This window comes from Flagellimonas sp. 2504JD4-2, assembly GCF_053642935.1.
The window spans coordinates 933,928-955,649 of record NZ_JBSIOV010000002.1; the positions used below are offsets into that span (position 1 = coordinate 933,928).

Sequence of the window (21,722 nt, forward strand, 5' to 3'; positions counted from 1 at the left end):
TTTATTGCATTTAACTATGAATACAGATGTGTTTGCCTTACGGCATATCGGTATTACCGAGAACGACCTACAAACGATGTTCGAAATCGTTGGAGTAGATACTATGGAACAGTTAATTAATGAAACTATTCCTGATGAAATTCGATTGAAAAAACCTTTGGATCTTCCTAAGGGAATCAGTGAACATGAGTTTCTAAATCACATTCAACAACTGGCGGATAAAAACAAGGTTTTTAAGTCGTACATCGGGTTGGGCTATCATGAAAGCCTAATACCATCTGTAATCAAAAGAAATATCCTGGAAAATCCCGGTTGGTATACCGCGTATACCCCATATCAAGCGGAAATTGCCCAAGGAAGATTGGAAGCCTTGCTAAATTTCCAAACCACTGTCAGCGACCTTACCGGAATGGAGTTGGCCAATGCCTCGCTTTTGGACGAGAGTACTGCCGCGGCTGAGGCTATGACCATGTTATTTGATGTCCGTTCAAGACAGCAAAAAAAGAATGGCACGGTCAAGTTTTTTGTGTCTGAGGAAGTATTGCCGCAGACGTTAAGCCTGCTTCAAACAAGGTCCATTCCTTTAGGCATTGAATTGGTTATTGGAAACCATGAAGAATTTGATTTTTCATCAGAGTATTATGGTGCGCTATTACAATATCCTGGCAAACATGGACAGGTCAATGATTATGCGGGATTTGTAGAAAACGCGAAAGCCAACGAGATAAAAGTTGCCGTTGCTGCTGATATTTTAAGTTTGGTTTTGCTTACCCCTCCCGGTGAATGGGGTGTAGACGTTGTCGTGGGCACCACACAACGTTTCGGTATTCCCTTGGGATATGGAGGTCCTCATGCGGCCTTTTTTGCCACTAAAGAGGAATACAAAAGAAGTATTCCAGGCAGAATTATAGGGGTCACCAAGGATACTGATGGCAATAGAGCCCTTCGTATGGCGCTCCAGACCAGGGAGCAGCACATAAAAAGGGATAAGGCAACATCCAACATTTGTACCGCACAAGTACTATTGGCCGTAATGGCAGGTATGTATGCCGTCTACCACGGTCCAAAAGGTTTAAAATATATTGCTGACAAAGTCCATAACCACACAAAAGCGGTGGCCCAAAGTTTGACCTCCTTGGGACTGGAACAACTAAACACTTCCTTCTTTGATACCATTAAGGTCAGGGTTGACAATACAGCACAATTAAAGGAAGTTGCAGAAAGTAAAGGCATAAATCTCAATTATGTCGATGATAACCTGGTATCCATTTCGTTGAACGAGGCTTTCTCGGATGATGACCGAGAACTTTTGGTTTCCTGCTTTAAAGAATCCCAGAAAATTGGGAAGGAAGCTTCAAACACTTCCGATATGGAAGAGGTAATTCCAAAGGCATTGCAGCGCCAATCGGCGTACCTAGAACACGAAGTGTTCAATTCCTATCATTCCGAGACCGAATTGATGCGCTACATCAAAAAGTTGGAGCGAAAAGACCTTGCGTTGAACCATTCCATGATTTCATTGGGCAGTTGTACCATGAAATTGAATGCCGCCTCCGAAATGTTGCCCTTAAGTTGGGCCAATTGGGGGAATATCCATCCCTTTGTGCCATTAAATCAGGCCGAGGGGTATCAGATAGCATTAAAAGAGCTCGAATCGCAATTGACCACGATAACCGGTTTTGCAGCAACATCATTGCAGCCCAATTCTGGCGCGCAGGGTGAATATGCCGGGCTAATGACCATTAGGGCCTATCATGAATCCAGGGGTGAAGGACATCGCAACATTTGCATCATTCCTGCTTCTGCACATGGAACCAATCCGGCTTCTGCAGTTATGGCGGGTATGAAGGTTGTTGTAACCAAAACTGATGATAAAGGAAATATCGATGTTGCGGATTTGACCGACAAAGTCATCCAGCATTCTGAAAATTTAGCTGCTTTAATGGTTACCTATCCCTCAACACATGGGGTATTTGAATCTTCCATCGTTCAGGTTACTAAATTGATTCATGAACATGGCGGGCAGGTTTATATGGATGGCGCCAACATGAACGCACAAGTTGGATTGACCAATCCGGCCACCATTGGTGCGGACGTATGCCACCTAAATCTACACAAAACCTTTGCAATTCCACATGGCGGTGGAGGTCCAGGAGTAGGTCCTATCTGCGTTGCAGAGCAATTAAAACCTTTTCTACCTTCAAATCCGGTGATTAGCACTGGGGGCGAAAAGGCAATTACAGCCATTTCGGGCGCACCTTGGGGAAGCGCCCTAGCATGTTTGATCTCCTACGGATATGTAAAAATGCTTGGAGCTGAAGGTTTGACTGAGTCGACAAAAGTGGCCATTTTAAATGCCAACTATATCAAAGACCGACTCAAAGGAAAATTTGATGTGCTTTATACGGGTGAGCGAGGACGTGCCGCGCACGAGATGATTATAGATTGTAGACCATTTAAAGTCCATGGGATTGAGGTAATTGATATTGCCAAGCGACTTATGGATTATGGTTTCCATGCTCCCACAGTATCTTTTCCTGTAGCAGGAACCATAATGATTGAACCTACCGAAAGTGAGAGTTTGGCCGAATTGGACAGGTTCTGCGAAGCGATGCTTTCCATTCGGGAGGAAATCGATGAGGCGAGTTCTGAGGATGCAAACAATGTGCTAAAGAATGCACCACATACCCTCGAGATGGTTACTGCCGATAATTGGACTTTTCCGTATAGCAGACAGAAAGCTGCATTCCCATTGGATTTTGTAGGAGAAAACAAGTTTTGGCCTTCAATTCGTAGGACGGACGAAGCCTTTGGGGATCGTAATTTAATCTGTACATGTGCACCAATCGAAGCATACGCTGAAGTGTAGCCGAAGAAGCATATACATTGATAAAAAGCCTTGATTTCAATCCAATTTCAAGGCTTTTTGCAGTTGTGGAATTTATAAAAACAAGTTTGAACGTCGTAGGTAATATTCGGCACGCATAACAAATCGAGAAACCAGGATTATCTTAAATCATCAAAACCTTAACAATGCGTATAAGTATCACTGGAACCGGAAGCTATATTCCATCCGTCGTAACCAAAAATGAAGATTTCTTGGACCATGAATTTTTAGAGACTGATGGAACCGGATTTAACTATGAAAATGCAGTGATCATTGAAAAATTCAAGGCCATTACCGGTATTTTGGAACGACGCTATGCATCACCTGACCTAAACACTTCTGACCTGGGGTATTTAGCCGCAGAAAAAGCCATACAAGATGCCGGAATAGACAAGGAAGAACTGGATTATATCATTTTTGCACACAATTTTGGGGACGTAACCTCCGGAAAGGTTCAAGGAGATACCTTGCCAAGCCTCGCTACGAGGGTAAAGCATCTGCTAAAAATCAAAAATACCAAGTGTGTAGCCTACGATATGTTATTCGGGTGTCCCGGGTGGATTGAAGGTGTTGTTCAAACGTATGCATTTATCAAAAGTGGATTGGCCAAAAAATGCTTGGTCATAGGTGGAGAAACACTTTCCAGAGTAGTGGATGAACATGATAGGGATAGTATGATCTATTCTGATGGGGCCGGAGCAGCAATTATTGAAGGTGATGGTACTTCTGGTGAAATATTGAGTCACGCATCGGTAACTCATGCCAATGGTGAGGCATACTATCTATTTTTCGACAAAACCTATAAAAATGATGGTTGCCCCAACACCCGTTACATAAAAATGCACGGTAGAAAAATATATGAATTTGCCTGCACTTATGTCCCTCAGGCCATGAAAGACTGTTTGGACGAAAGTGGCGTGGATATCCAAGAAGTGAAAAAAATATTTATCCACCAGGCCAATGAAAAAATGGACGAAGCCATAATAAAAAGATTTTACAGGCTGTATGGACAACAACCACCAGCGGATATAATGCCTATGAGCATTCATAAATTGGGCAACAGCTCGGTAGCTACCATTCCTACCTTGTATGATTTGGTTCGTAAGGGAGAACTGGATGACCATGAAGTAAAAAAGGGAGATGTTGTTATCTTTGCAAGTGTTGGTGCCGGAATGAACATCAACGCCATTGTTTACAAAATCTAAAAGACAAACCCCAAATTCCAAAGGAGATAGATTCCTATTCCGCAACTGAGCAACATCAACCATTTGTATCAATTCGTGAAATTCGAGTCAAATCTTTAAACTGACATAATCCTCCACATGTCTTGATTCATAAAAATTTTAGGAATTGTAATTTGATTTTTGGAATTTTAACCAATGTACGAGAACAACTTTCCGAACAAACGATACAAACTCACTTTAGCATTTTTACAAAAGCACATTAAGCTCTCAGAGTCTATTTTGGATTTGGGCGTGGAGAATCCGTTTGCAGAAATCATGAAATCCAAAGGATATAAAGTGGAAAACACGGGTGGCGAGGATTTGGATGTCAATTTTGATATAGTTTCCACATCAAATGCGGAAGTCGTCACTGCTTTTGAGATTTTTGAGCACTTGGTGGCCCCTTTTAATGTACTTCGTGAAATAAAGGCACATAAATTGGTGGCAAGTATTCCAATGCGGCTATGGTTTTCTTCTGCCTATCGAAGCAAAACGGACCCATGGGACCGTCATTACCATGAATTCGAGGATTGGCAGTTCGATTGGCTCCTTGAAAAAGCAGGATGGAAGGTCATGGATTCAGCCAAATGGACCAATCCAGCCAAGAAAATTGGCATAAGGCCTTTGTTGCGACTTTTTACCAACAGATATTATATCGTTTACGCGGAAAGAAGCTCCAAATCACAAGCATCAAATTCCAATTAACAGGAAATTATGATTGGAATTTGTAATTTGTTTTTTTGGAATTTTTTTGAATGAATATCAGCATTATCATTCCCGCACACAACGAGGAGGCTTTTCTGGCCAAATGTCTCGATTCCTTTGTGGCCCAAACCCGTATTCCAAGTGAGCTTGTTATTGTGGACGATAATTCGAGCGACACCACGTTTAAAATTGCCAAGGACTATGCCCAAAAGTTCGAATGGATCAAAGTATTCCAACGAAAGTCATCCAACGAGCATATTCCAGGGAAAAAGGTGGTGGATACCTTTAATTTTGGATTATCCCAAGCCTCAAATTACGATTTAATCGGAAAGTTTGATGCTGATATTATTCTTCCCCCAAATTATTTTGAAACGATGGTAAACCACTTTCAATCCAACTGGAAACTGGGTATCTGTTCGGGCCTACTTCATATTGAAAAAGGTCTGGATTGGGTTTACGAGGACATCGCTGACAAAAACCATATTCGTGGTCCCATCAAACTATACCATAAAGTGTGCTTTGACGAAATTGGTGGACTGCGACCAGGAGTCGGATGGGACACTGTGGATGTATTACTGGCGAAATTCCACGATTTTGAAACCCTGACCGATCCATCGCTACAGGTAAAGCATTTACGACCAACGGGACATGGCTACAGTAAAAAGAGCTATCGCTCCAAGGGGGAAGCGCTTTACAAGATGCGTTATGATATCATTTTGATGAAAATAGCCGCGTTAAAAATGGCGTGGCAGGCCAAAAGTCCAAGCTTATATTTTCAGACCATTTTAGGTTATTTAGGCGGATTGATTCGTCGTACACCTCGATTTGTAACAAAAAAAGAAGGCGCTTTTATCAGAAAATACCGCTGGAAAGGTATTCTTTCCAAAATCTCCTAACTAGCTTCGCCATTAGATTATGTACATTGGACTTTTCTAAATTTGATTAAGTTTACTTTCAATCATCACGGATCAGCAATAATAAAACCGATATGAGAAACTTAGTTCATATTTTTCTTTTTCTACCATGTTGGTTGGTAAGCCAGTCATTGGAAATAGATTCATTAGACAATTACATCTCCAAATTGGTGAATGAATATCGCATACCCGGAATTGCCATAGGGGTTGTACACAACGATACTGTTTTATTTAAAAAGGGATATGGAACAACCAAGATTGACAATGGACTTCCCGTTTCATCACAAACTGTCTTCCCTATACTTTCCTGCACCAAAGCGTTTACGGCAACATGTTTAGGTATGCTTGTTGATGAAGGCAAACTAAGCTGGGATGATAAAGTTGTGAAGTATTTGCCCTCTTTTAAGTTGAGCGACCCCTGGATAACCAAAGAAATAACTATTGGAGACCTATTAAGTCATAGATCTGGACTTAGGGCCTTCGATGGCGATCTATTATGGTATTCCACGGATTATTCAAGGGATGAAATCATTGAAAAAATACAATACTACCCTATCAAAGAAGATTTCCGTTTAGATTTTGGCTATCAAAACGTTATGTATTTGGTTGCTGGTAAAATAGTGGAAAACGCAAGTGGCTTAAGCTGGGATGACTTTGTAAAAACCAAGATATTCAACCCTTTGAACATGAATGCCAGCTCTACTTCGCTTATAGAATTACAAGCAGCATCCAATTATGCACACCCTCATATCGCAAACAAATCCATCACTCCGAGAAGTACTGACAATGCAGGCCCCGCAGGTTCAATCAACTCAACCATTGATGATATGTTACAATGGCTCCAGATGTGTCTTAATGAAGGAAAGTGGAATGGAAATGAAATCTTAAAAAAACAAACATTTCAAACTATTACAAGTCCAAAAATATTACTGGACAATGAATCCCCTTCCGGTTATGGTTTCGGATGGTTCGTTGATTATGAAGAGGGGCAAAAAGTGCTATACCATGGAGGAGGCATGCCAGGGTATAAATCCATAATGGCCTTCTTTCCTGCACATAAGATTGGAATTGTTGTTTTGACCAATAAAATTACAATGATCAACGAAGGACTTGTTGGTATGATATCGAGCTATATTGCCCATCCGGAAAAGGTGGATTGGTCCGATAATAGAAAATATTTTACCTATTTCAATTATTCCTGGGATACACCAAAAACTATCAATCACAAACCCAATCTACCTGACAATTTCGAAAAATACGTTGGATTATATAAGGATGACGTCTATGGTATCGCTGAAATAAAAAGGGCAAATGAAATGGGGATATTGGAATTGTTGCCGAGTAAAAAAATGCTCTCTGGACATCTTTATTTTCATAACGAATCGGCTTTCAAAGTACAATTTAAAGATGAATTCTTGCCAATAGGTAAAGTTATATTTCAATTGGGTAAAGATCAAAGTATTGAAGGGTTTACATTGGATATTCCCAATGATGATTTCAATTTTGACAACTTAAATTTTGTCAAACTCGGAAAGAACTCTACCAAACAAAACCCTCATTAAGTTCCATTCCTTTGTTATCAAAACAAGAAGAGATTTCGTATTAAAATAGTGCTGGATGGGGTTATATAAAAGTTTTAGTCAATACCTTTAGCCACCAATCCAACCAAAAAAGACATGGCCCACAAAAAAGTACTCTTCTCACGAATTTTTCCCAAACTGGCCACACAACTTTTACAAGATGCAGGTTTCGAAGTGGTCTCTTGGGATAAAGAGGATTCCATGCCATATGACCAGATGATTGAAACGGTCCAAAGTTGCGATGCCTTATTTTGCACGCTAACGGACAAGATTGACAATAATTTCCTGAATGCATGCTCCCATTTGGATATTATCACCCAATTTGCGGTTGGCTATGACAATATTGATATCGATGAGGCCACCAAATTGGGCATTCCCATAGGTTATGCTCCCAATGCCATGAATGAAGCCACTGCGGATATCGCATTTGGTTTGATGATTGCCACGGCCCGCAAGATGTTCTTTATGAACCAAAAAATAAAGAATGGTCAATGGGGTTCCTTTGATCCTGTGGGGAATTTGGGACTTGAATTAAAGGGCAAGACACTTGGAATTGTCGGATTAGGCCGAATCGGAATGGTCATGGCCACAAGGTGTAAAGGAGCTTATGACATGGACATTCTATATCACAATAGGAGTTCCAATGAAAAAGCCGAAAAAGAACTGGGAGCCCAGCTGGTCGATTTTGACACCTTGATATCCAAAAGTGATGTGGTTTCAGTGCACTGCGCGCTAACTCCTGAAACCAAAGGCATGTTCAACAAATCCGTTTTCGATAAAATGAAGCCCTCGTCCCTATTTATCAATACGGCACGTGGAGGAATCCACAACGAAACAGATTTGATCGATGCACTAAATTCTGGGGAAATATGGGGTGCTGGCCTAGACGTGACCAATCCAGAACCTATGCAACCAGACAACCCTCTGTTAACCATGGAAAATGCGTGTGTCCTGCCTCATATAGGCTCTGCGACCATTACTGCCAGAAATGAAATGGCAAGAATGGGCGCTACCAACATCATCAGTTTTTACAAGGAAAAGAAAGTACCTTATATAGTTAATCCGAAAGTGCTCTAATTACATTTGGAACGCTTTCCTCAATCCAGCACTTCGGCAATAGGCTCCCCAGTATTACCATTTGGAAATGCAATTCCCAATAAGGCTGCTATAGTCGGTGCTATATCCGGGATTTCGGTTCTTACTACCGTGCTTCCCTTTTTTATTCCCTTTCCGTATAGCAAAAGGGGTACATGGGTGTCATACATCAAAGGTGATCCATGAGTGGACCCTGTTGAGTGGTAATGCGCAAATCCAGGTTGTTTCACGAGCAGTACATCCCCAGAGCGCTTTTGGTTCCATCCATTCTGAAGTAAGTGGGGTATTCCTTCGGTGTACTCATTTTGCCAAAGTTGATAGGCCGTATAGGTCTCGTTGATCCCCTCATAGCCCAAAAGTTCCATAGCGATATCTTCTTGAACCGTTTTTAGGTCCATATCCAAATTGGCAATGATCTTATGGTCCAAAAAGACTTGTGAATCCGACAGATGTTTTATCACATCGGTTGTGCCATACTGATATTTTACATACACCAGGAATTTGTTCCGCACACCATCCAAATCCAAATATCCAGCAGGAAGTTTTTGATCTCTCAAGTACGAAGGAACATGTACCGCCCCATGGTCAGCGGTCAAAAACACGGTATACTCCCCTGTACCAACCTTTGCATCAAGTTGATTCAACAATCGTGCTAGGTCAACATCCAATCGTAGGTAGGTGTCCTGTATTTCTTTTGAGTTCACACCATATTTGTGTCCAACGTAGTCCGTACTCGAAAAACTTATGGCCAAAAAATCGGTTGTGGAATCCATACCTAAATTTTCATTTTCAAGCGCTGCCAAAGCAAAGTCCATGGTAATACTGTTGCCATATGGAGTGTACTTAAGAATTTCAAAATCCCGGTCCTTGGCCAATAGATTGGGCGTGCTATGTGGAAAGACCGGAGCAGTTTCGTCTTCGAACAGACCTTCATAGGAGTTATTATCAAGCCCACTTTCTTGGTATAGTGAAATATCCTTTAAAGTTGTCCATGGCTTTTTATAGGCCTCTACCCTATCAGATGTATTAAAATCCACCACCCATTGAGGCAAACTTTGCATATAATACGTACTGCTGATCCATTGTCCGGAATCTCCCCCTTCAAACCAATAAGCAGCATTGGCCGTATGGCCGCCGGGTAGTACCGCACCCCGATCTTTCAAGGCCACGGCGATAACTTTTCCTCTATTTTGGGTATGCAATCGCAATTGATCTGTCATGGTTGTGGTCAACATACGATGCGGTGACATTTTCCCCGCCTCCGAAGTCGTTCCCACGGACTTATAATTGTTATCAGAAGCGCAATAAACTTCTTGGTCCAAGATTTTGTCATACCAGTCATTCCCAATGATGCCATGAGTGGCCGGTGTGGTTCCGGTATAGACCGATGCATGGCCCGGTCCCGTTTTGGTCGGGGCATAGTTAAAATGATGGTTCTTACAATTAAATCCATCATTGATCAATCTTTTGAAGCCCCCGTCGCCATAGTGGTTCCAAAAGCGGGTCAGGTAATCATATCGCATCTGATCTACGATGATTCCCACTACTAATTTTGGCGACTGGGCAATTTCTTGAGGTTGCGGTTGAGGTTGTGGTGCCTTTTTTGCCTTGCGCTGACCTGTGGCTGGATTTATAGCCAAGAACAGTGATGCAGCAAGTAACAGCGTAATTTTTCTCATGGATTGTATTTGACTTAGCGACGACAAAACTATTCAATTATCCTCTTTAAATAATTTAAATGATGGTTAAAAGCACATCAATATTCTTATTTTTATGGCCGCAAGTCAATTTTTGGTGCATGAACTACCTTGAAGCGATTGGAAAATACTTCATCATGATATGGGAAGTATTTAAAAAACCAACCAAATGGCCAATCATGAGATCCCTTATCTTAAAGGAAATCGATGAGTTGATCTTTGGTTCTTTGGGTATCATCATATTCATCTCCTTTTTTATTGGAGGTGTTGTCACCATTCAGACTGCATTAAACCTCAATAGCCCGTTGATTCCGAAGAGTCTTATAGGTTTTGCCACGCGGCAGTCCGTGATTTTGGAATTTGCACCGACTTTTACTTCAATCATCATGGCCGGAAAGGTGGGTTCCTATATCACATCGAGTATTGGCACGATGAAGGTCACAGAGCAAATTGATGCTCTGGAGGTGATGGGAATCAATTCGGTCAATTATTTGGTTTTTCCCAAGATCATAGCCATGTTGGCCTATCCCTTTGCCGTCGCCATTGCAATGTATGTAGGTATTTTGGGTGGATGGATTGCCGGTGCTTTTGGAGGATACGCCCCAAGCGGTGAATTTGTAAAAGGACTTCAGTTGGATTTTATTCCTTTCCATGTAACCTATTCTTTCATCAAGACCGTTGTTTTTGCCTTTATCATTGCTACAATACCTTCGTTTCACGGATTATATATGAAAGGTGGGGCATTGGAGGTAGGAAAGGCCAGTACCACAGCATTTGTTTGGACCAGTGTTGTGATTATTATTGTAAACTATATTCTAACACAACTTTTGCTGGGGTAATGATCGAGGTAGAAAACATACACAAATCATTTGGAGACAATCATGTGCTGAAGGGAATCAGCACACGTTTTGATCAAGGCAAGACAAACCTTATCATTGGGCAAAGTGGGTCTGGAAAAACTGTTTTCTTAAAATGTTTGTTAGGTCTTTTTGAGCCCGAAGAGGGAAATATTTGCTACAATGGCCAATACTATTCTGAGTTATCCAGAGACCAAAGACGTGATCTACGACAAGAAATGGGTATGGTATTCCAAGGAAGCGCGCTTTTCGATTCCATGACCGTTGAGGGCAACGTAATGTTTCCGTTGAGTATGTTCACCAACCAATCCAAGGCCGAAATGCAAGACCGTGTCGATTTTGTTTTGGAACGGGTAAACTTAGTTGATGCCCATACCAGGTTTCCTTCTGAAATTTCTGGGGGTATGCAAAAGCGGGTCGCCATTGCCCGAGCGATTGTTATGAATCCCAAATATTTGTTTTGTGATGAACCCAATTCCGGATTGGACCCAAAAACTGCCATCCTGATCGATAATTTGATTCAGGAGATTACCAAAGAATATAATATTACCACGGTCATCAATACGCATGACATGAACTCGGTAATGGAAATTGGGGAAAAAATTATCTTCTTAAAAGATGGCTTTAAGGAATGGGAAGGCACCAACAAGGAAATCTTCAAAACGGATAATGAAGCAGTAACCAATTTTGTGTATTCTTCCGAGCTTTTTAAAAAGGTACGTCAAATGTATATCGAGGAACGGAATTAACAGATATCCAATATCAGAGCTCAGATTTCTGATGTCTGATATCTGACAACTGAGATTTAATCCGCTTCTTTCATGACTATGGTGCTATCCTGAAGTCGAACTTTTAACCAGGCCAGCATTTTTTTGGCATCTACCTCCTTTTGGTTTGGTCTAATCCCATTTTTCCACTTTACTTCAAAAACGGGAACGGTATCCTGTTTTTTAAAGTCGGTCTGTATTTGATACGAAAAACCTAAACCTTCAATATTCTCATAATTGGCTCGTGCTTCCGCGCTTATATTGTTGAAAGGAATTTGCTTTCCAGCATTTTTGGTCAACGTAGCTACCTCTTCCTCCAGAAGTCTGATCTGTTCATCTTTATTTAAAAGTTCCGCCTTGTTTTTCTCGTACAGCTCGCTGACATAGTTGAATTTTTCCTCCGAATCGTCCTTTCCTCCCTGTAAAATTCGGAATTCGGCATCCTTTAATCGGGAAAACTCATTTTTTTGGACACGCCAGGTATTGATAACATTCTCTGGAATCAACTCGTCTCCCATACAAACCAGTTCTATGAGGGAAGCTCCATCGCTGTTAAACTCCAGTTTTGTAAGATTATCCACATATCTTCCCGAGGCATTGAATTGATACACTTCAATGGTATTCCCCAAGAATTCCTGGGCCTGCTTTTTGAATAGGGATTCCTGAAAAACTTGGTAAAAAGTAAATCCCGCAGGGACCATCACCAAAATACCTGTAATGGAAGCCACGCGTGCAATGAATCGCCTGCGTTGCGAATTGGCATAACGCACCATGGGAAACCTCAAAAATTTGATTACCAAAAATGTGGCCAGACCGATAAATATGGTATTTATGATAAACAGGTACATAGCTCCCGCCGCGTACCACGGTTTTCCGATTGCCAAACCGAATCCAACTGTACACAGGGGAGGCATAAGTGCTGTGGCTATCGCAACACCGAAAATAACACTGGCTATGGTTCCCTTTTTGGCTCTTGCGATTACCAAAGCAAGACCACCAAAAAATGCAATCAAAACATCTCGAATATCGGGCCTGGTTCGCGCCAAAAGCTCGGAAGATTCATCCCGCAAAGGAAAAATAGCAAAGAATAGATAGGCCGTAAGTACGCTCAGGACTACCATTACGGTAAAGTTCTTAAGAGATCTGCGCAAGGTATCAATATCGTTAATTGCCAGGGACAATCCCATCCCCAAAATGGGACCCATTAGAGGAGAGATTAACATCGCTCCAATGACAACCGCTGTGGAATTGGCATTCAATCCAATAGAAGCTATAAAAATAGAACAGACCAGAATCCAAGAGGTGTGCCCTTTGAACGGAATATCCTCAATAATCGATTCCTTGGTAGCTGCGGCATCTGTATTCGATCGAATCTCCAACAGTTCTGAAAGAAACTTTCGAACACTGCCCAAAAGCCCCTTGAAATCTTTTTTTACCTCGTCCCCGCTATCTTGGTTTGGAGAGTTTTCGTCCCCTGCAAATAAATGTTCGCTCATAATTTAAGCATACTGGTCACCAAATTTCTCTTTTACTTGGTTAAGCACTTCTTTTATGTTCTGTTGTTTCGATTTTGGGTAGATCAACAGTACTTCTTCTTTATCCACAATTATATAATCCTCCAATCCATCAATCACTACAATTTTTCCCTTTGAGGATCGAATCATATTTCCACTGGCATCTTGCAATAGTGTCTGACTATTTACAACTGCATTTTTTTCTTCATCCTTATCCAACTTGTCGTACAAGGCACCCCAAGTACCCAAATCATTCCAATCAAAGGTTGCGGGTAATGTGTAAATGGATTTGGATTTCTCCAAGATAGCATAATCTATGGAGATGTTCTCTGCCTTAGGATAGTTTTCCTTTATAAAATCGTGTTCCTCAGCGGTATTGTAACAAGAAAGTCCCTGCTCGAACAGAGCATATTGTTCGGACTGATAGTTTTTAAACGCATTTACGATCGTATCCACTCCCCACATAAAAATTCCGGCATTCCAAAGAAAATTACCCTGAGCTAAAAATTCTTTGGCAGTTTCGTAGTCTGGTTTCTCTCTAAATTGGGACACCTTTTTAAGGTTTTCGTCACTACCTTTTTCAAATTCGATATACCCAAAACCTGTATTGGGAAACGAGGGCTGTATACCCAGTGTACACAGGACTTCTTCCTTTTCACATTTATCAAAACATGCTTTAACATCATTTTCAAAAGCCTGTTCATCCTCTATCCAATGATCACTCGGCGCAACGATCATCACCGCATTGGGGTTCATCTTCTGAATTTTAAGGGATGCATACAAAATACAAGGGGCGGTATTACGCATGGCCGGTTCCAATACTACTTGATCTTGTTTCACCTTAGGTAGTTGTTCTAAAACCAAATCGTTGTAGCGCTCATTGGTAAGAATCAAAATATTTTCGGTAGGAATAAATCGGTTAAGGCGATCGAAGGTTTTTTGGATCAAGGTTTTTCCAGAGCCCAACATGTCGTGAAACTGTTTGGGGTTGGATGATGTACTCACTGGCCAAAACCGGGATCCAACTCCCCCTGCCATCAGTATTGCATAATAGTTTTTATTCATTTTATCCTATTTCTCTTTATTAAAAAGGTGGTTCAATCGGTGTATCCCTAATCAATTCCACTTCGGCATTTGGTTGAAACAAATATAGTCTGCCAGATGCCAATTCCACACATTCATACCGTTTTACCCGTTTTTTTCCTTTTTTGAAAAGTTTGCCATTGTACAATCGAAAAGTGCTCCCTTGGGGCAATTCATAGACATAGCTGTTTTTGCGTTCTTCTTCATCGAAGGCCTTTAAAGCAATTGACAAACGCGCATCGGTACTACTGCTTGCTTTTGGATTCTTGAAATGATTCGCTATTCCCGGTAACAATTGTGAGGGGAACACCTCTGGACGTATAAAGGGAATCATCAAATGCTGAAAAGTGCGTTTCCACTCCAGGCCATGGGGTTTTATTCGTCGACCATATTTTTCGAAGGCCACTAAATGTGCAATCTCATGGATCAACGTAATCAAAAAACGGTATTTGTTCAGTGAGGCATTCACAGTAATCTGGTGCAAGCCGTTAGGCAATCTTCGGTAATCACCATGTCTGGTAACCCGATGGTTTACCACTTTTAGATGCACTCCATGCGTTTTGATCAATTCAAAACAGGAATCTACGGCACGTTCAGGCAAGTATTTCTGTAAGGTGGTATTCACTCAAACGAAAATAGATGTTTTTATGCATTAAGAAACTCGCTAACGGAATAAATTGGACCATGATAAAGTCAAGGTGTACTGTTGCTCACTTGTAGTAACTTTCCATTATAAAGTTTATGGCCTGTCAACGCAAAATTCTTGACATACGAAGCCATTTCCAGTGCAGTTACAGGAGCTTGGTATCCTGGGAATGCTTCGGCCAGCATTTCCGTTTGTACCGCACCGATGGCCAAGACATTAAAGCTGGGACCGGTTTCCTTAAATTCCTCCGCCCAAAGTTCGGTCAAAGTAATTACCGCTCCCTTGCTTGAACTATAGGCCGAAAGTCCCTGAAATTTTACACTTCCCTGTACCCCTCCCATAGAACTGATGGTTACAACATGACCATCCTTACCCATTTTGGGCACCACGGTTCTTGTCATTTCGGCAACTCCAAACACGTTTACTTTGTAAACAGCTTCAAATTCCGAAGGTGAGGTTTCCAAAAATGGCTTGTTTAACAAACTTCCAGCATTATTTATCAATACGTCCACCTTGTCCCATTGTTGAAGAAAATCGCCAACTCTATCATAGTCTTTCGGGTGGGACAAATCGAAAGGAAAAGCATGCACATTGGACAGGTTCAAGTCAACAACAGGCTGTGCATTTCTGGACAACGCCAAAACCTGATGTCCTTCTTTTGCAAAAAGCGGTACCAATTCGAACCCGATTCCCCTGCTGGTCCCTGTAATGATGATGTTTGCCATATTTCGTTTATTATGTAATTCCCGTGAAATCAGGAACCCTTTAAAGTCCTACCTCGAAGGTCCTTCGACAAGCTCAAGATGACATCATTTTGAAGTAATTTTGATTTCCTGTGTTGGTGCATTGGCAATTCCTTCCAAAACAGGAATCATCTTATTTACCAAAGTGGCCATATGCTCCAAATCCATAAGTTCTACCTCATCACCTACCTTATGATAGTGCGCAAAGTTGGTAAAGTCAAAAGTGCAATAGGTATGCGATGGCACTCCAAACTGTTTATGGAATGGGTAGTTATCCGAACGCTGAAAAAGATTATACTCCTTTGCTGTTGGTAAAAATCCAACCAAATTTTCCTTGGCATAAGCATTGCTCACCTTCGCCAAATTAGAGTTTTCATAACCCGTGATATACACAAAATAGTCCTTACCATTCAAAGGAACTCCTGTCATTTCAAAATTGAGCATCGCATATAAATTTAGGTCTTGCTCCTTCATTTTTTTTGCCAGATGTTCCGAACCCAATAATCCTTTTTCTTCAGCGCTGAAAAGGGCGAAAATCAAACTTCTTTTATTGTTCTTTTTAGTTCCAAAATAGCGGGCCAATTCCATTACAGTTGTGGTACCTGAAGCATTGTCATTCGCGCCATTGGCAATATAATCTCCATTTTCCGGGGCAATGGTCCCAATATGATCATAATGTGCACCGATCAGAATGTATTCATTTTTCAATTCTGGGTCATTTCCTTCAACAACCCCAACCACATTGTAGGAGGTTTTTTTAAAGTTGGTAAGCGTATCCAAATAGGATTTAAAATAAGGCTTGACTTGGTAGCTCGTAAAGTAGTTTTTGATGTATTTGGCCGCCATTTCTATGCCCTCGCTACCAGAATCACGTCCCTTTAGGTCGTCCGAGGCCAAATAGTTCATAATATCACCAACACGTTCGGCATTGGTGAAACCCTCTTCGGAAGCCTTGACTGTTGCATCGGAGTCAGTTTGAACCACTTTTCCTTTCACACCATCCGGTCCCGATACAGAAGCAGTAGTGGTATTGGTCTCCACCAATTGAGTTGAGCCGCATCCTATGGCAAATAAGATTCCGAAGGCATAGCTTAGTTTTTTCATCACGTCCGTTTTTTGAATTTTTTAAAGATAAAAAAAGCATCCTAAAAGGATGCTTCGAAATTATATTTGGTATTGGACAACGTTTAACCTGAAATTAGGCCAACATCGTCACTGGGTTTTCCAAATAAGCTCTTAATGTCTGCAAAAACTGGGCTCCCACAGCACCGTCAACAGTTCGGTGATCACATGCCAAGGTAACCTTCATGGTGTTTCCAACCACGATTTCACCATTTTTCACAACTGGTTTTTCCACAATGGCCCCTACGGACAATATCGCCGAATTAGGTTTGTTTATGATTGAGGTAAACTCCTGTATGCCAAACATTCCCAAGTTGGAAACGGTAAACGTACTACCCTCCATTTCATCGGGCTTTATCTTTTTGGTACGTGCCCTTCCTGCCAAATCCTTTACGGCAGCTCCTATTTGGGTAAGTGTCAATTGATCGGCAAATTTTACCACAGGAACCACTAATCCTTCATCAACAGCAACCGCAACACCCATATGTATATGGTGTTTGAAAATAGTCGCATCATCGGTCCATGTGGTATTTACCTGAGGATGTTTTTTCAACGCCATGGCACAAGCCTTCAAAACCATATCATTAAACGATACTTTGGTGTCGGGCAAATTGTTTATCTGCGCTCTTGAGGCTTTGGCATTATCCATATCCACTTCAATGGTAAGATAGAAGTGGGGCGCCGTAAACTTAGAGGCACTTAAGTGCTTGGTTATCGCTTTGCGCATGTTGGAGTTCTTCACTTCTTCCATGCCCTCTTCACCAACAGGTAAGTTTATAGGAGCAGCAGCCACTGGTGCAGCAGTCTCTGCAGGAGCCGCAACAGCTGGTGCAGCAGCAGGTGCTTGTGATGGCTGGAAGTTTTCTACATCCCTTTTCACAATTCTACCGTGGTCTCCTGAACCTTTTACATCGGCTAGATTAATTCCTTTTTCCCCTGCAATTTTCTTGGCCAAGGGAGAAGCCAATATGCGTTGTCCATTTTGGGAAGCAACAACTTCAGGAGCAGCTTCCTGCGCTTTGGGCGCTGCTGCAACTGCTTCTGGTTTTGGTGCACTTTCAGCAACGGCACCGATTGGGGCACTTAGAACTGCGCTTACATCGGTTCCGGCAGGTCCTATTACGGCCAACACCTCATCAACGGGAGCAGATTCACCTTCTTGAATACCAATATGTAAAAGAGTACCTGAGTAGAAGGATTCAAACTCCATTGTGGCCTTATCTGTCTCGATTTCGGCCAAAATATCACCTTCCTCGACCTCATCACCTACTTTTTTCAACCAAGAGGCAACCGTTCCTTCTTCCATGGTATCGCTCAACCTTGGCATTTTAATTATCTCAACACCTTCAGGAATTTCTGCACTTTCAGCAACGGGTGCTGCCGGAGTTACTAGTGCACTTTCCTTTTCCGCTGGAGCTTCAACAACAGCCGCCTGTGCTCCACCTCCATTCAACAAAGCAGAAATATCTTCCCCTTCTTCTCCAATAATGGCCAAAAGTGAATCAACCGGTGCGCCATCTCCTTCTTCTATTCCGATATGAAGCAATGTACCTTCATGGAAGGATTCAAATTCCATTGTGGCCTTATCCGTCTCAATCTCGGCCAAAATATCACCTTCCTCTATTTTATCCCCTACTTTTTTGAGCCATTTTGCCACGGTACCTTCTTCCATGGTATCGCTCAATCTAGGCATGTTGATTACTTCTGCCATTTACTTATAATTTATGTTGTAAAAATGGATAATCTTCTTGTTCGTATACGGTATCGTACATCTGTTCTATTGGAGGGAAATCTGACTCCTCCGCGAACTTCTCACATTCCTTAACCAAATCTTTTACCCTTGCATCTATTTCCTTGATCTGTTCTTCAGAAGCATATCCTTTTTCGAGGATGACATCCTTCACCTGGGTAATTGGATCTATCTTTTTGTACTCCTCAACTTCTTCCTTGGTCCTGTAATGCTGCGCATCGGACATAGAATGTCCTCTGTATCGGTATGTCTTCATTTCCAAGAAAGTTGGACCACCTCCTGTACGGGCGCGCTCAATAGCTTTGTCCACTTCTTTAGCCACTGAAGCTGGATCCATTCCATCAACATCGGTACAGGGCATTTCGTAACCCAATCCTAATTTCCAAATCTCGGTAGAATACGCTGTACGTGCTACAGATGTTCCCATGGCGTAACCATTATTTTCACAAATGAACACTACAGGCAACTGCCAGAGCATAGCCAAGTTGAACGCCTCGTGCAAAGAACCTTGACGAACTGCACCATCACCCATATAACAAAGGGTTACGGCATCTCTTTTAAAGTATTTGTCGGCAAAGGCCAATCCAGCACCTAAGGGAATCTGCCCTCCCACAATACCATGTCCACCATAAAAACGGTGCTCTTTGGAGAATATATGCATGGAACCTCCATTACCTTTGGAAGTACCGGTAACCTTACCATAAAGTTCAGCCATGACCTTTTTAGGGTCAACACCCATTCCTATGGGTTGAACGTGGTTACGGTAGGCCGTTATCATTCTATCCTTGGTCAGGTCCATGGCATGCAAAGAGCCCGCCAAAACAGCTTCTTGACCATTGTACAAGTGAAGAAACCCTCTTACTTTTTGTTGAATATATACTGCCGCAAGTTTGTCCTCGAACTTTCTCCAGAACAACATGTCCTCATACCATTTTAGGTAAACTTCTTTGGTGATTTTTTTCATCAACGATTGTATTATTTGAAATTCCCCAGCTTTGGAGAACAGCAAAAATACATATATATCTGTTTTGTAAAAAGATTTGGTTTAAGAATCACCCAAAAATGAACTGCTAAATGCTAGGGGCAATATATCGTTGACGGAATTGCATTTGAATATGGGTCCAATCTCGCCTCGTAACAATATTGAAATGGGAGACTGTTGTTTCTGTTCGTACTCGATGATGGATTGCCTACAATTCCCACAAGGTCCTGCCGGTTTATCTACCACATAATTTTCCGAAGTGGCACTGATCGCAATAGTCTTTATGACCACTCCAGGGAATCTGGCTCCGGCTTGAAAAACAGCAACACGCTCGGCGCAAAGTCCGGATGGATACGAAGAATTTTCTTGATTATTGCCTATCACTATCTCGCCATTTTCCAACAAAACGGCCGCCCCTACTTTAAAGTTGGAGTATGGGGAATATGCACTTTCTCGGGCCACTTCAGCCTCATGTAACAATTTTTGCTCGATTTGTGACAGCTCATGGGTATGTTCATAAATGGTAAGTTCGAAACCTATTTGCTTTTTCTCCATGATATCCTTTAGGTGATAACCAAAAATAAGAAAACCTGTCAATTGACAGGTTTTCTTTAAACTCTTATTGCGCTTCGACTAATCATTGACATATTCCTCGCCAAAATTAAAGGTAAGGGAAAAGCGCAGGGTATTTTCCAATGGGTTTCTGACCTGCGAAGTGGAGAACAAATACGAAAGGTCTATTTGTGCCGATTTGAACTGAAAACCAGCTCCAAGGGTAAAGAATTTCCTTGAACCTTTATCCTCGCTTTCATTGAAATATCCACCACGAAGCATAAAGGCATCCATATATTTATATTCAGCTCCCAATGCCCAGGTAACTTCCTTCAACTCCTCACTAAAACCGTCGGGAGCGTCTCCCAAAGATTCGAAAGCTCCGCTAAAGAATCCTATTTGTTGGTATTCATCGTTATCCTCCGCTGTGATCTGACCGTCTCCAGTAAAATCTCTTGGGGTGGGCACCAATAATTTGTTGAACTCGGTATGAAGTCCCAACACATTGTCCTGGTCAAAGATGAAATCGAAACCAGCACCAAATTTTAAGTTGGTGGGTAAAAAGTTTTCCTGTCCACCTGCGTCGTATTGAATCTTCCCTCCGAGGTTGGAAATATTGAATCCAGCCCTCCATCTACCGTCAAAGCTTTCATAGGCAATTTCCCTTGAACGGAAAAAACCAGCAATGTCCACGGCAAAAGCATTCGCTGCTTGAGAATCTTGGGTCCCTTCCTGAAATCTAAGGTTGGAGCTAATAAATCTACCTCCAACAGCCATAGAAAAGGTTTGACTGAGCTTCAAAGAGTAGGAACCATCAATGGCAAATTCATTAGGTTTTACCAAAGTTGGGTCCAACTGATCAAAAGTTTGGCGGAGTTCTATCTCGCCAAGACCGAAATATCTCAAACTAAATGCAAAAGCACTTCGGTCATTAATTTTGTTGTAGTAGTTGGCATTTAGCAAGGAGACATCATTTACGATGCTTTCCAAATAGGGTGTGTAACTGACCCCTATTCCGGATTTATGGTTTGCAAAAGCAAATTTTGCAGGGTTCCATTGTTGTGAATATGCATCGACAGATGTCGCCACCCCCATATCTCCCATACCAGAAGCCCTGGCATCAGAAGCAATGGTCAAAAACGGAACTGCTGTTGTAATTACTCTTTCTTGCTGTGCGCTGATTCTTGGGGCAAGAACAAGCAACACTACTAGTATTAGTAACTTTTTCATTTTAAGCGTTTAGCGTTTAGTTAAATCACGTCCATGGTATAGCATAAAAATAAGACGTATTACATGTAAACGAACTTTTCCATCAATTCTTATAATCAATACCTATTTTTTTAACCTAAAATTTAGAATGAATACCGGTATGCTAGATTTACCACGATTCATTTCATGCTATAAAACCGTTAAAACTTCAATGTTTCATACTATTTTCAGTTCCTTATCGTTTAAAAAAGTAGATCAAGCCTGCAGATTAATTTTCCAGGCACAAAATATAATGGCCAAAACATCGTTTTAATGCCATCAGATGGATTTTAAGTAAAATCAAAACAAGTTAAAGCTGCTAAGGAAAACCCTTAGTTATAAAGTACTCAAGCCCAA

18 protein-coding genes are annotated in these 21,722 nt (G+C 41.6%); 8 read left to right on the plus strand and 10 right to left on the minus strand.

Annotated elements, in window-relative coordinates; genetic code table 11:
• Positions 1-16: 16 nt before the first annotated feature.
• From gcvP to ACULLH_RS10970, 6 genes are all read left to right on the plus strand, one after another.
• The gene (gene gcvP / locus ACULLH_RS10945) at positions 17-2,869 is read left to right on the plus strand and encodes an aminomethyl-transferring glycine dehydrogenase (protein WP_454088774.1); all 2,853 of its coding nucleotides are present in this window, start codon (positions 17-19) and stop codon (positions 2,867-2,869) included.
• 164 nt (positions 2,870-3,033) lie between these two features.
• A complete protein-coding gene (locus ACULLH_RS10950) occupies positions 3,034-4,092 on the plus strand; it encodes a 3-oxoacyl-ACP synthase III family protein (protein WP_454088775.1) in 1,059 nt (352 codons plus the stop codon).
• A 174-nt stretch (positions 4,093-4,266) separates the two neighbouring features.
• A complete protein-coding gene (locus ACULLH_RS10955; protein WP_454088776.1) occupies positions 4,267-4,815 on the plus strand; it encodes a methyltransferase in 549 nt (182 codons plus the stop codon).
• 50 nt (positions 4,816-4,865) lie between these two features.
• A complete protein-coding gene (locus ACULLH_RS10960) occupies positions 4,866-5,711 on the plus strand; it encodes a glycosyltransferase (protein ID WP_454088777.1) in 846 nt (281 codons plus the stop codon).
• Positions 5,712-5,803: 92 nt separating this feature from the next.
• On the plus strand, positions 5,804-7,291 hold the full coding sequence (locus ACULLH_RS10965) for a serine hydrolase domain-containing protein (protein WP_454088778.1): 1,488 nt from the start codon (positions 5,804-5,806) through the stop codon (positions 7,289-7,291).
• Between the two features lie 114 nt (positions 7,292-7,405).
• Positions 7,406-8,386, plus strand: a complete 981-nt coding sequence (locus ACULLH_RS10970; protein WP_454088779.1) for a 2-hydroxyacid dehydrogenase — start codon at positions 7,406-7,408, stop codon at positions 8,384-8,386.
• Positions 8,387-8,406: 20 nt separating this feature from the next.
• On the opposite strand, the gene pafA is transcribed toward ACULLH_RS10970, so the two are convergent.
• A complete protein-coding gene (pafA, locus tag ACULLH_RS10975) occupies positions 8,407-10,083 on the minus strand; it encodes an alkaline phosphatase PafA (protein ID WP_454088780.1) in 1,677 nt (558 codons plus the stop codon).
• Positions 10,084-10,202: 119 nt separating this feature from the next.
• On the opposite strand from pafA, the gene ACULLH_RS10980 reads away from it, so the two are divergent.
• Both ACULLH_RS10980 and ACULLH_RS10985 read left to right on the plus strand, forming a co-directional pair.
• Positions 10,203-10,940 (plus strand): MlaE family ABC transporter permease, encoded by a 738-nt coding sequence (locus ACULLH_RS10980; RefSeq protein ID WP_454088781.1) that lies wholly within the window; start codon positions 10,203-10,205, stop codon positions 10,938-10,940.
• Complete coding sequence (locus tag ACULLH_RS10985) at positions 10,940-11,707, plus strand: ABC transporter ATP-binding protein (protein WP_454088782.1); 768 nt, start codon at positions 10,940-10,942, stop codon at positions 11,705-11,707. Before ACULLH_RS10980 ends, ACULLH_RS10985 begins: the two co-directional genes overlap by 1 nt.
• Before the next feature lie 56 nt (positions 11,708-11,763).
• On the opposite strand, the gene ACULLH_RS10990 is transcribed toward ACULLH_RS10985, so the two are convergent.
• The 9 genes from ACULLH_RS10990 to porV all read right to left on the minus strand — a co-directional run bounded on the left by ACULLH_RS10990 (position 11,764) and on the right by porV (position 21,347).
• Entirely contained in the window at positions 11,764-13,221 is a 1,458-nt protein-coding gene (locus tag ACULLH_RS10990; RefSeq protein WP_454088783.1) for a DUF389 domain-containing protein, read from the minus strand.
• A gap of 3 nt (positions 13,222-13,224) precedes the next feature.
• Complete coding sequence (locus ACULLH_RS10995; protein ID WP_454088784.1) at positions 13,225-14,304, minus strand: mannose-1-phosphate guanylyltransferase; 1,080 nt, start codon at positions 14,302-14,304, stop codon at positions 13,225-13,227.
• A 19-nt stretch (positions 14,305-14,323) separates the two neighbouring features.
• Complete coding sequence (locus ACULLH_RS11000; protein WP_454088785.1) at positions 14,324-14,947, minus strand: SprT-like domain-containing protein; 624 nt, start codon at positions 14,945-14,947, stop codon at positions 14,324-14,326.
• 68 nt (positions 14,948-15,015) lie between these two features.
• Positions 15,016-15,693 carry an SDR family NAD(P)-dependent oxidoreductase gene (locus ACULLH_RS11005; RefSeq protein ID WP_454088786.1) on the minus strand — a complete coding sequence of 226 codons (678 nt, stop codon included), beginning with the start codon at positions 15,691-15,693 and terminating at the stop codon, positions 15,016-15,018.
• An 84-nt stretch (positions 15,694-15,777) separates the two neighbouring features.
• Positions 15,778-16,815, minus strand: coding sequence for a M28 family metallopeptidase (locus ACULLH_RS11010; protein WP_454088787.1), 1,038 nt, complete (start codon positions 16,813-16,815; stop codon positions 15,778-15,780).
• Positions 16,816-16,909: 94 nt separating this feature from the next.
• Entirely contained in the window at positions 16,910-18,544 is a 1,635-nt protein-coding gene (locus tag ACULLH_RS11015) for a 2-oxo acid dehydrogenase subunit E2 (protein ID WP_454088788.1), read from the minus strand.
• 4 nt (positions 18,545-18,548) lie between these two features.
• The gene (pdhA, locus tag ACULLH_RS11020) at positions 18,549-19,547 is read right to left on the minus strand and encodes a pyruvate dehydrogenase (acetyl-transferring) E1 component subunit alpha (protein WP_454088789.1); all 999 of its coding nucleotides are present in this window, start codon (positions 19,545-19,547) and stop codon (positions 18,549-18,551) included.
• Between the two features lie 81 nt (positions 19,548-19,628).
• A complete protein-coding gene (locus ACULLH_RS11025) occupies positions 19,629-20,120 on the minus strand; it encodes a cytidine deaminase (protein WP_454088834.1) in 492 nt (163 codons plus the stop codon).
• Between the two features lie 78 nt (positions 20,121-20,198).
• Positions 20,199-21,347, minus strand: coding sequence for a type IX secretion system outer membrane channel protein PorV (gene porV, locus ACULLH_RS11030; RefSeq protein WP_454088790.1), 1,149 nt, complete (start codon positions 21,345-21,347; stop codon positions 20,199-20,201).
• Positions 21,348-21,722 lie beyond the last annotated feature (375 nt).

Coding starts and splice junctions, on each gene's coding strand:
- gcvP (WP_454088774.1), top strand. CDS start 17: ATGAATACAGATGTGTTTGCCTTACGGCATATCGGTATTACCGAGAAC.
- ACULLH_RS10950 (WP_454088775.1), top strand. CDS start 3,034: ATGCGTATAAGTATCACTGGAACCGGAAGCTATATTCCATCCGTCGTA.
- ACULLH_RS10955 (WP_454088776.1), top strand. CDS start 4,267: ATGTACGAGAACAACTTTCCGAACAAACGATACAAACTCACTTTAGCA.
- ACULLH_RS10960 (WP_454088777.1), top strand. CDS start 4,866: ATGAATATCAGCATTATCATTCCCGCACACAACGAGGAGGCTTTTCTG.
- ACULLH_RS10965 (WP_454088778.1), top strand. CDS start 5,804: ATGAGAAACTTAGTTCATATTTTTCTTTTTCTACCATGTTGGTTGGTA.
- ACULLH_RS10970 (WP_454088779.1), top strand. CDS start 7,406: ATGGCCCACAAAAAAGTACTCTTCTCACGAATTTTTCCCAAACTGGCC.
- pafA (WP_454088780.1), bottom strand. CDS start 10,083: ATGAGAAAAATTACGCTGTTACTTGCTGCATCACTGTTCTTGGCTATA.
- ACULLH_RS10980 (WP_454088781.1), top strand. CDS start 10,203: ATGAACTACCTTGAAGCGATTGGAAAATACTTCATCATGATATGGGAA.
- ACULLH_RS10985 (WP_454088782.1), top strand. CDS start 10,940: ATGATCGAGGTAGAAAACATACACAAATCATTTGGAGACAATCATGTG.
- ACULLH_RS10990 (WP_454088783.1), bottom strand. CDS start 13,221: ATGAGCGAACATTTATTTGCAGGGGACGAAAACTCTCCAAACCAAGAT.
- ACULLH_RS10995 (WP_454088784.1), bottom strand. CDS start 14,304: ATGAATAAAAACTATTATGCAATACTGATGGCAGGGGGAGTTGGATCC.
- ACULLH_RS11005 (WP_454088786.1), bottom strand. CDS start 15,693: ATGGCAAACATCATCATTACAGGGACCAGCAGGGGAATCGGGTTCGAA.
- ACULLH_RS11010 (WP_454088787.1), bottom strand. CDS start 16,815: ATGAAAAAACTAAGCTATGCCTTCGGAATCTTATTTGCCATAGGATGC.
- ACULLH_RS11015 (WP_454088788.1), bottom strand. CDS start 18,544: ATGGCAGAAGTAATCAACATGCCTAGATTGAGCGATACCATGGAAGAA.
- pdhA (WP_454088789.1), bottom strand. CDS start 19,547: ATGAAAAAAATCACCAAAGAAGTTTACCTAAAATGGTATGAGGACATG.
- ACULLH_RS11025 (WP_454088834.1), bottom strand. CDS start 20,120: ATGGAGAAAAAGCAAATAGGTTTCGAACTTACCATTTATGAACATACC.
- porV (WP_454088790.1), bottom strand. CDS start 21,347: ATGAAAAAGTTACTAATACTAGTAGTGTTGCTTGTTCTTGCCCCAAGA.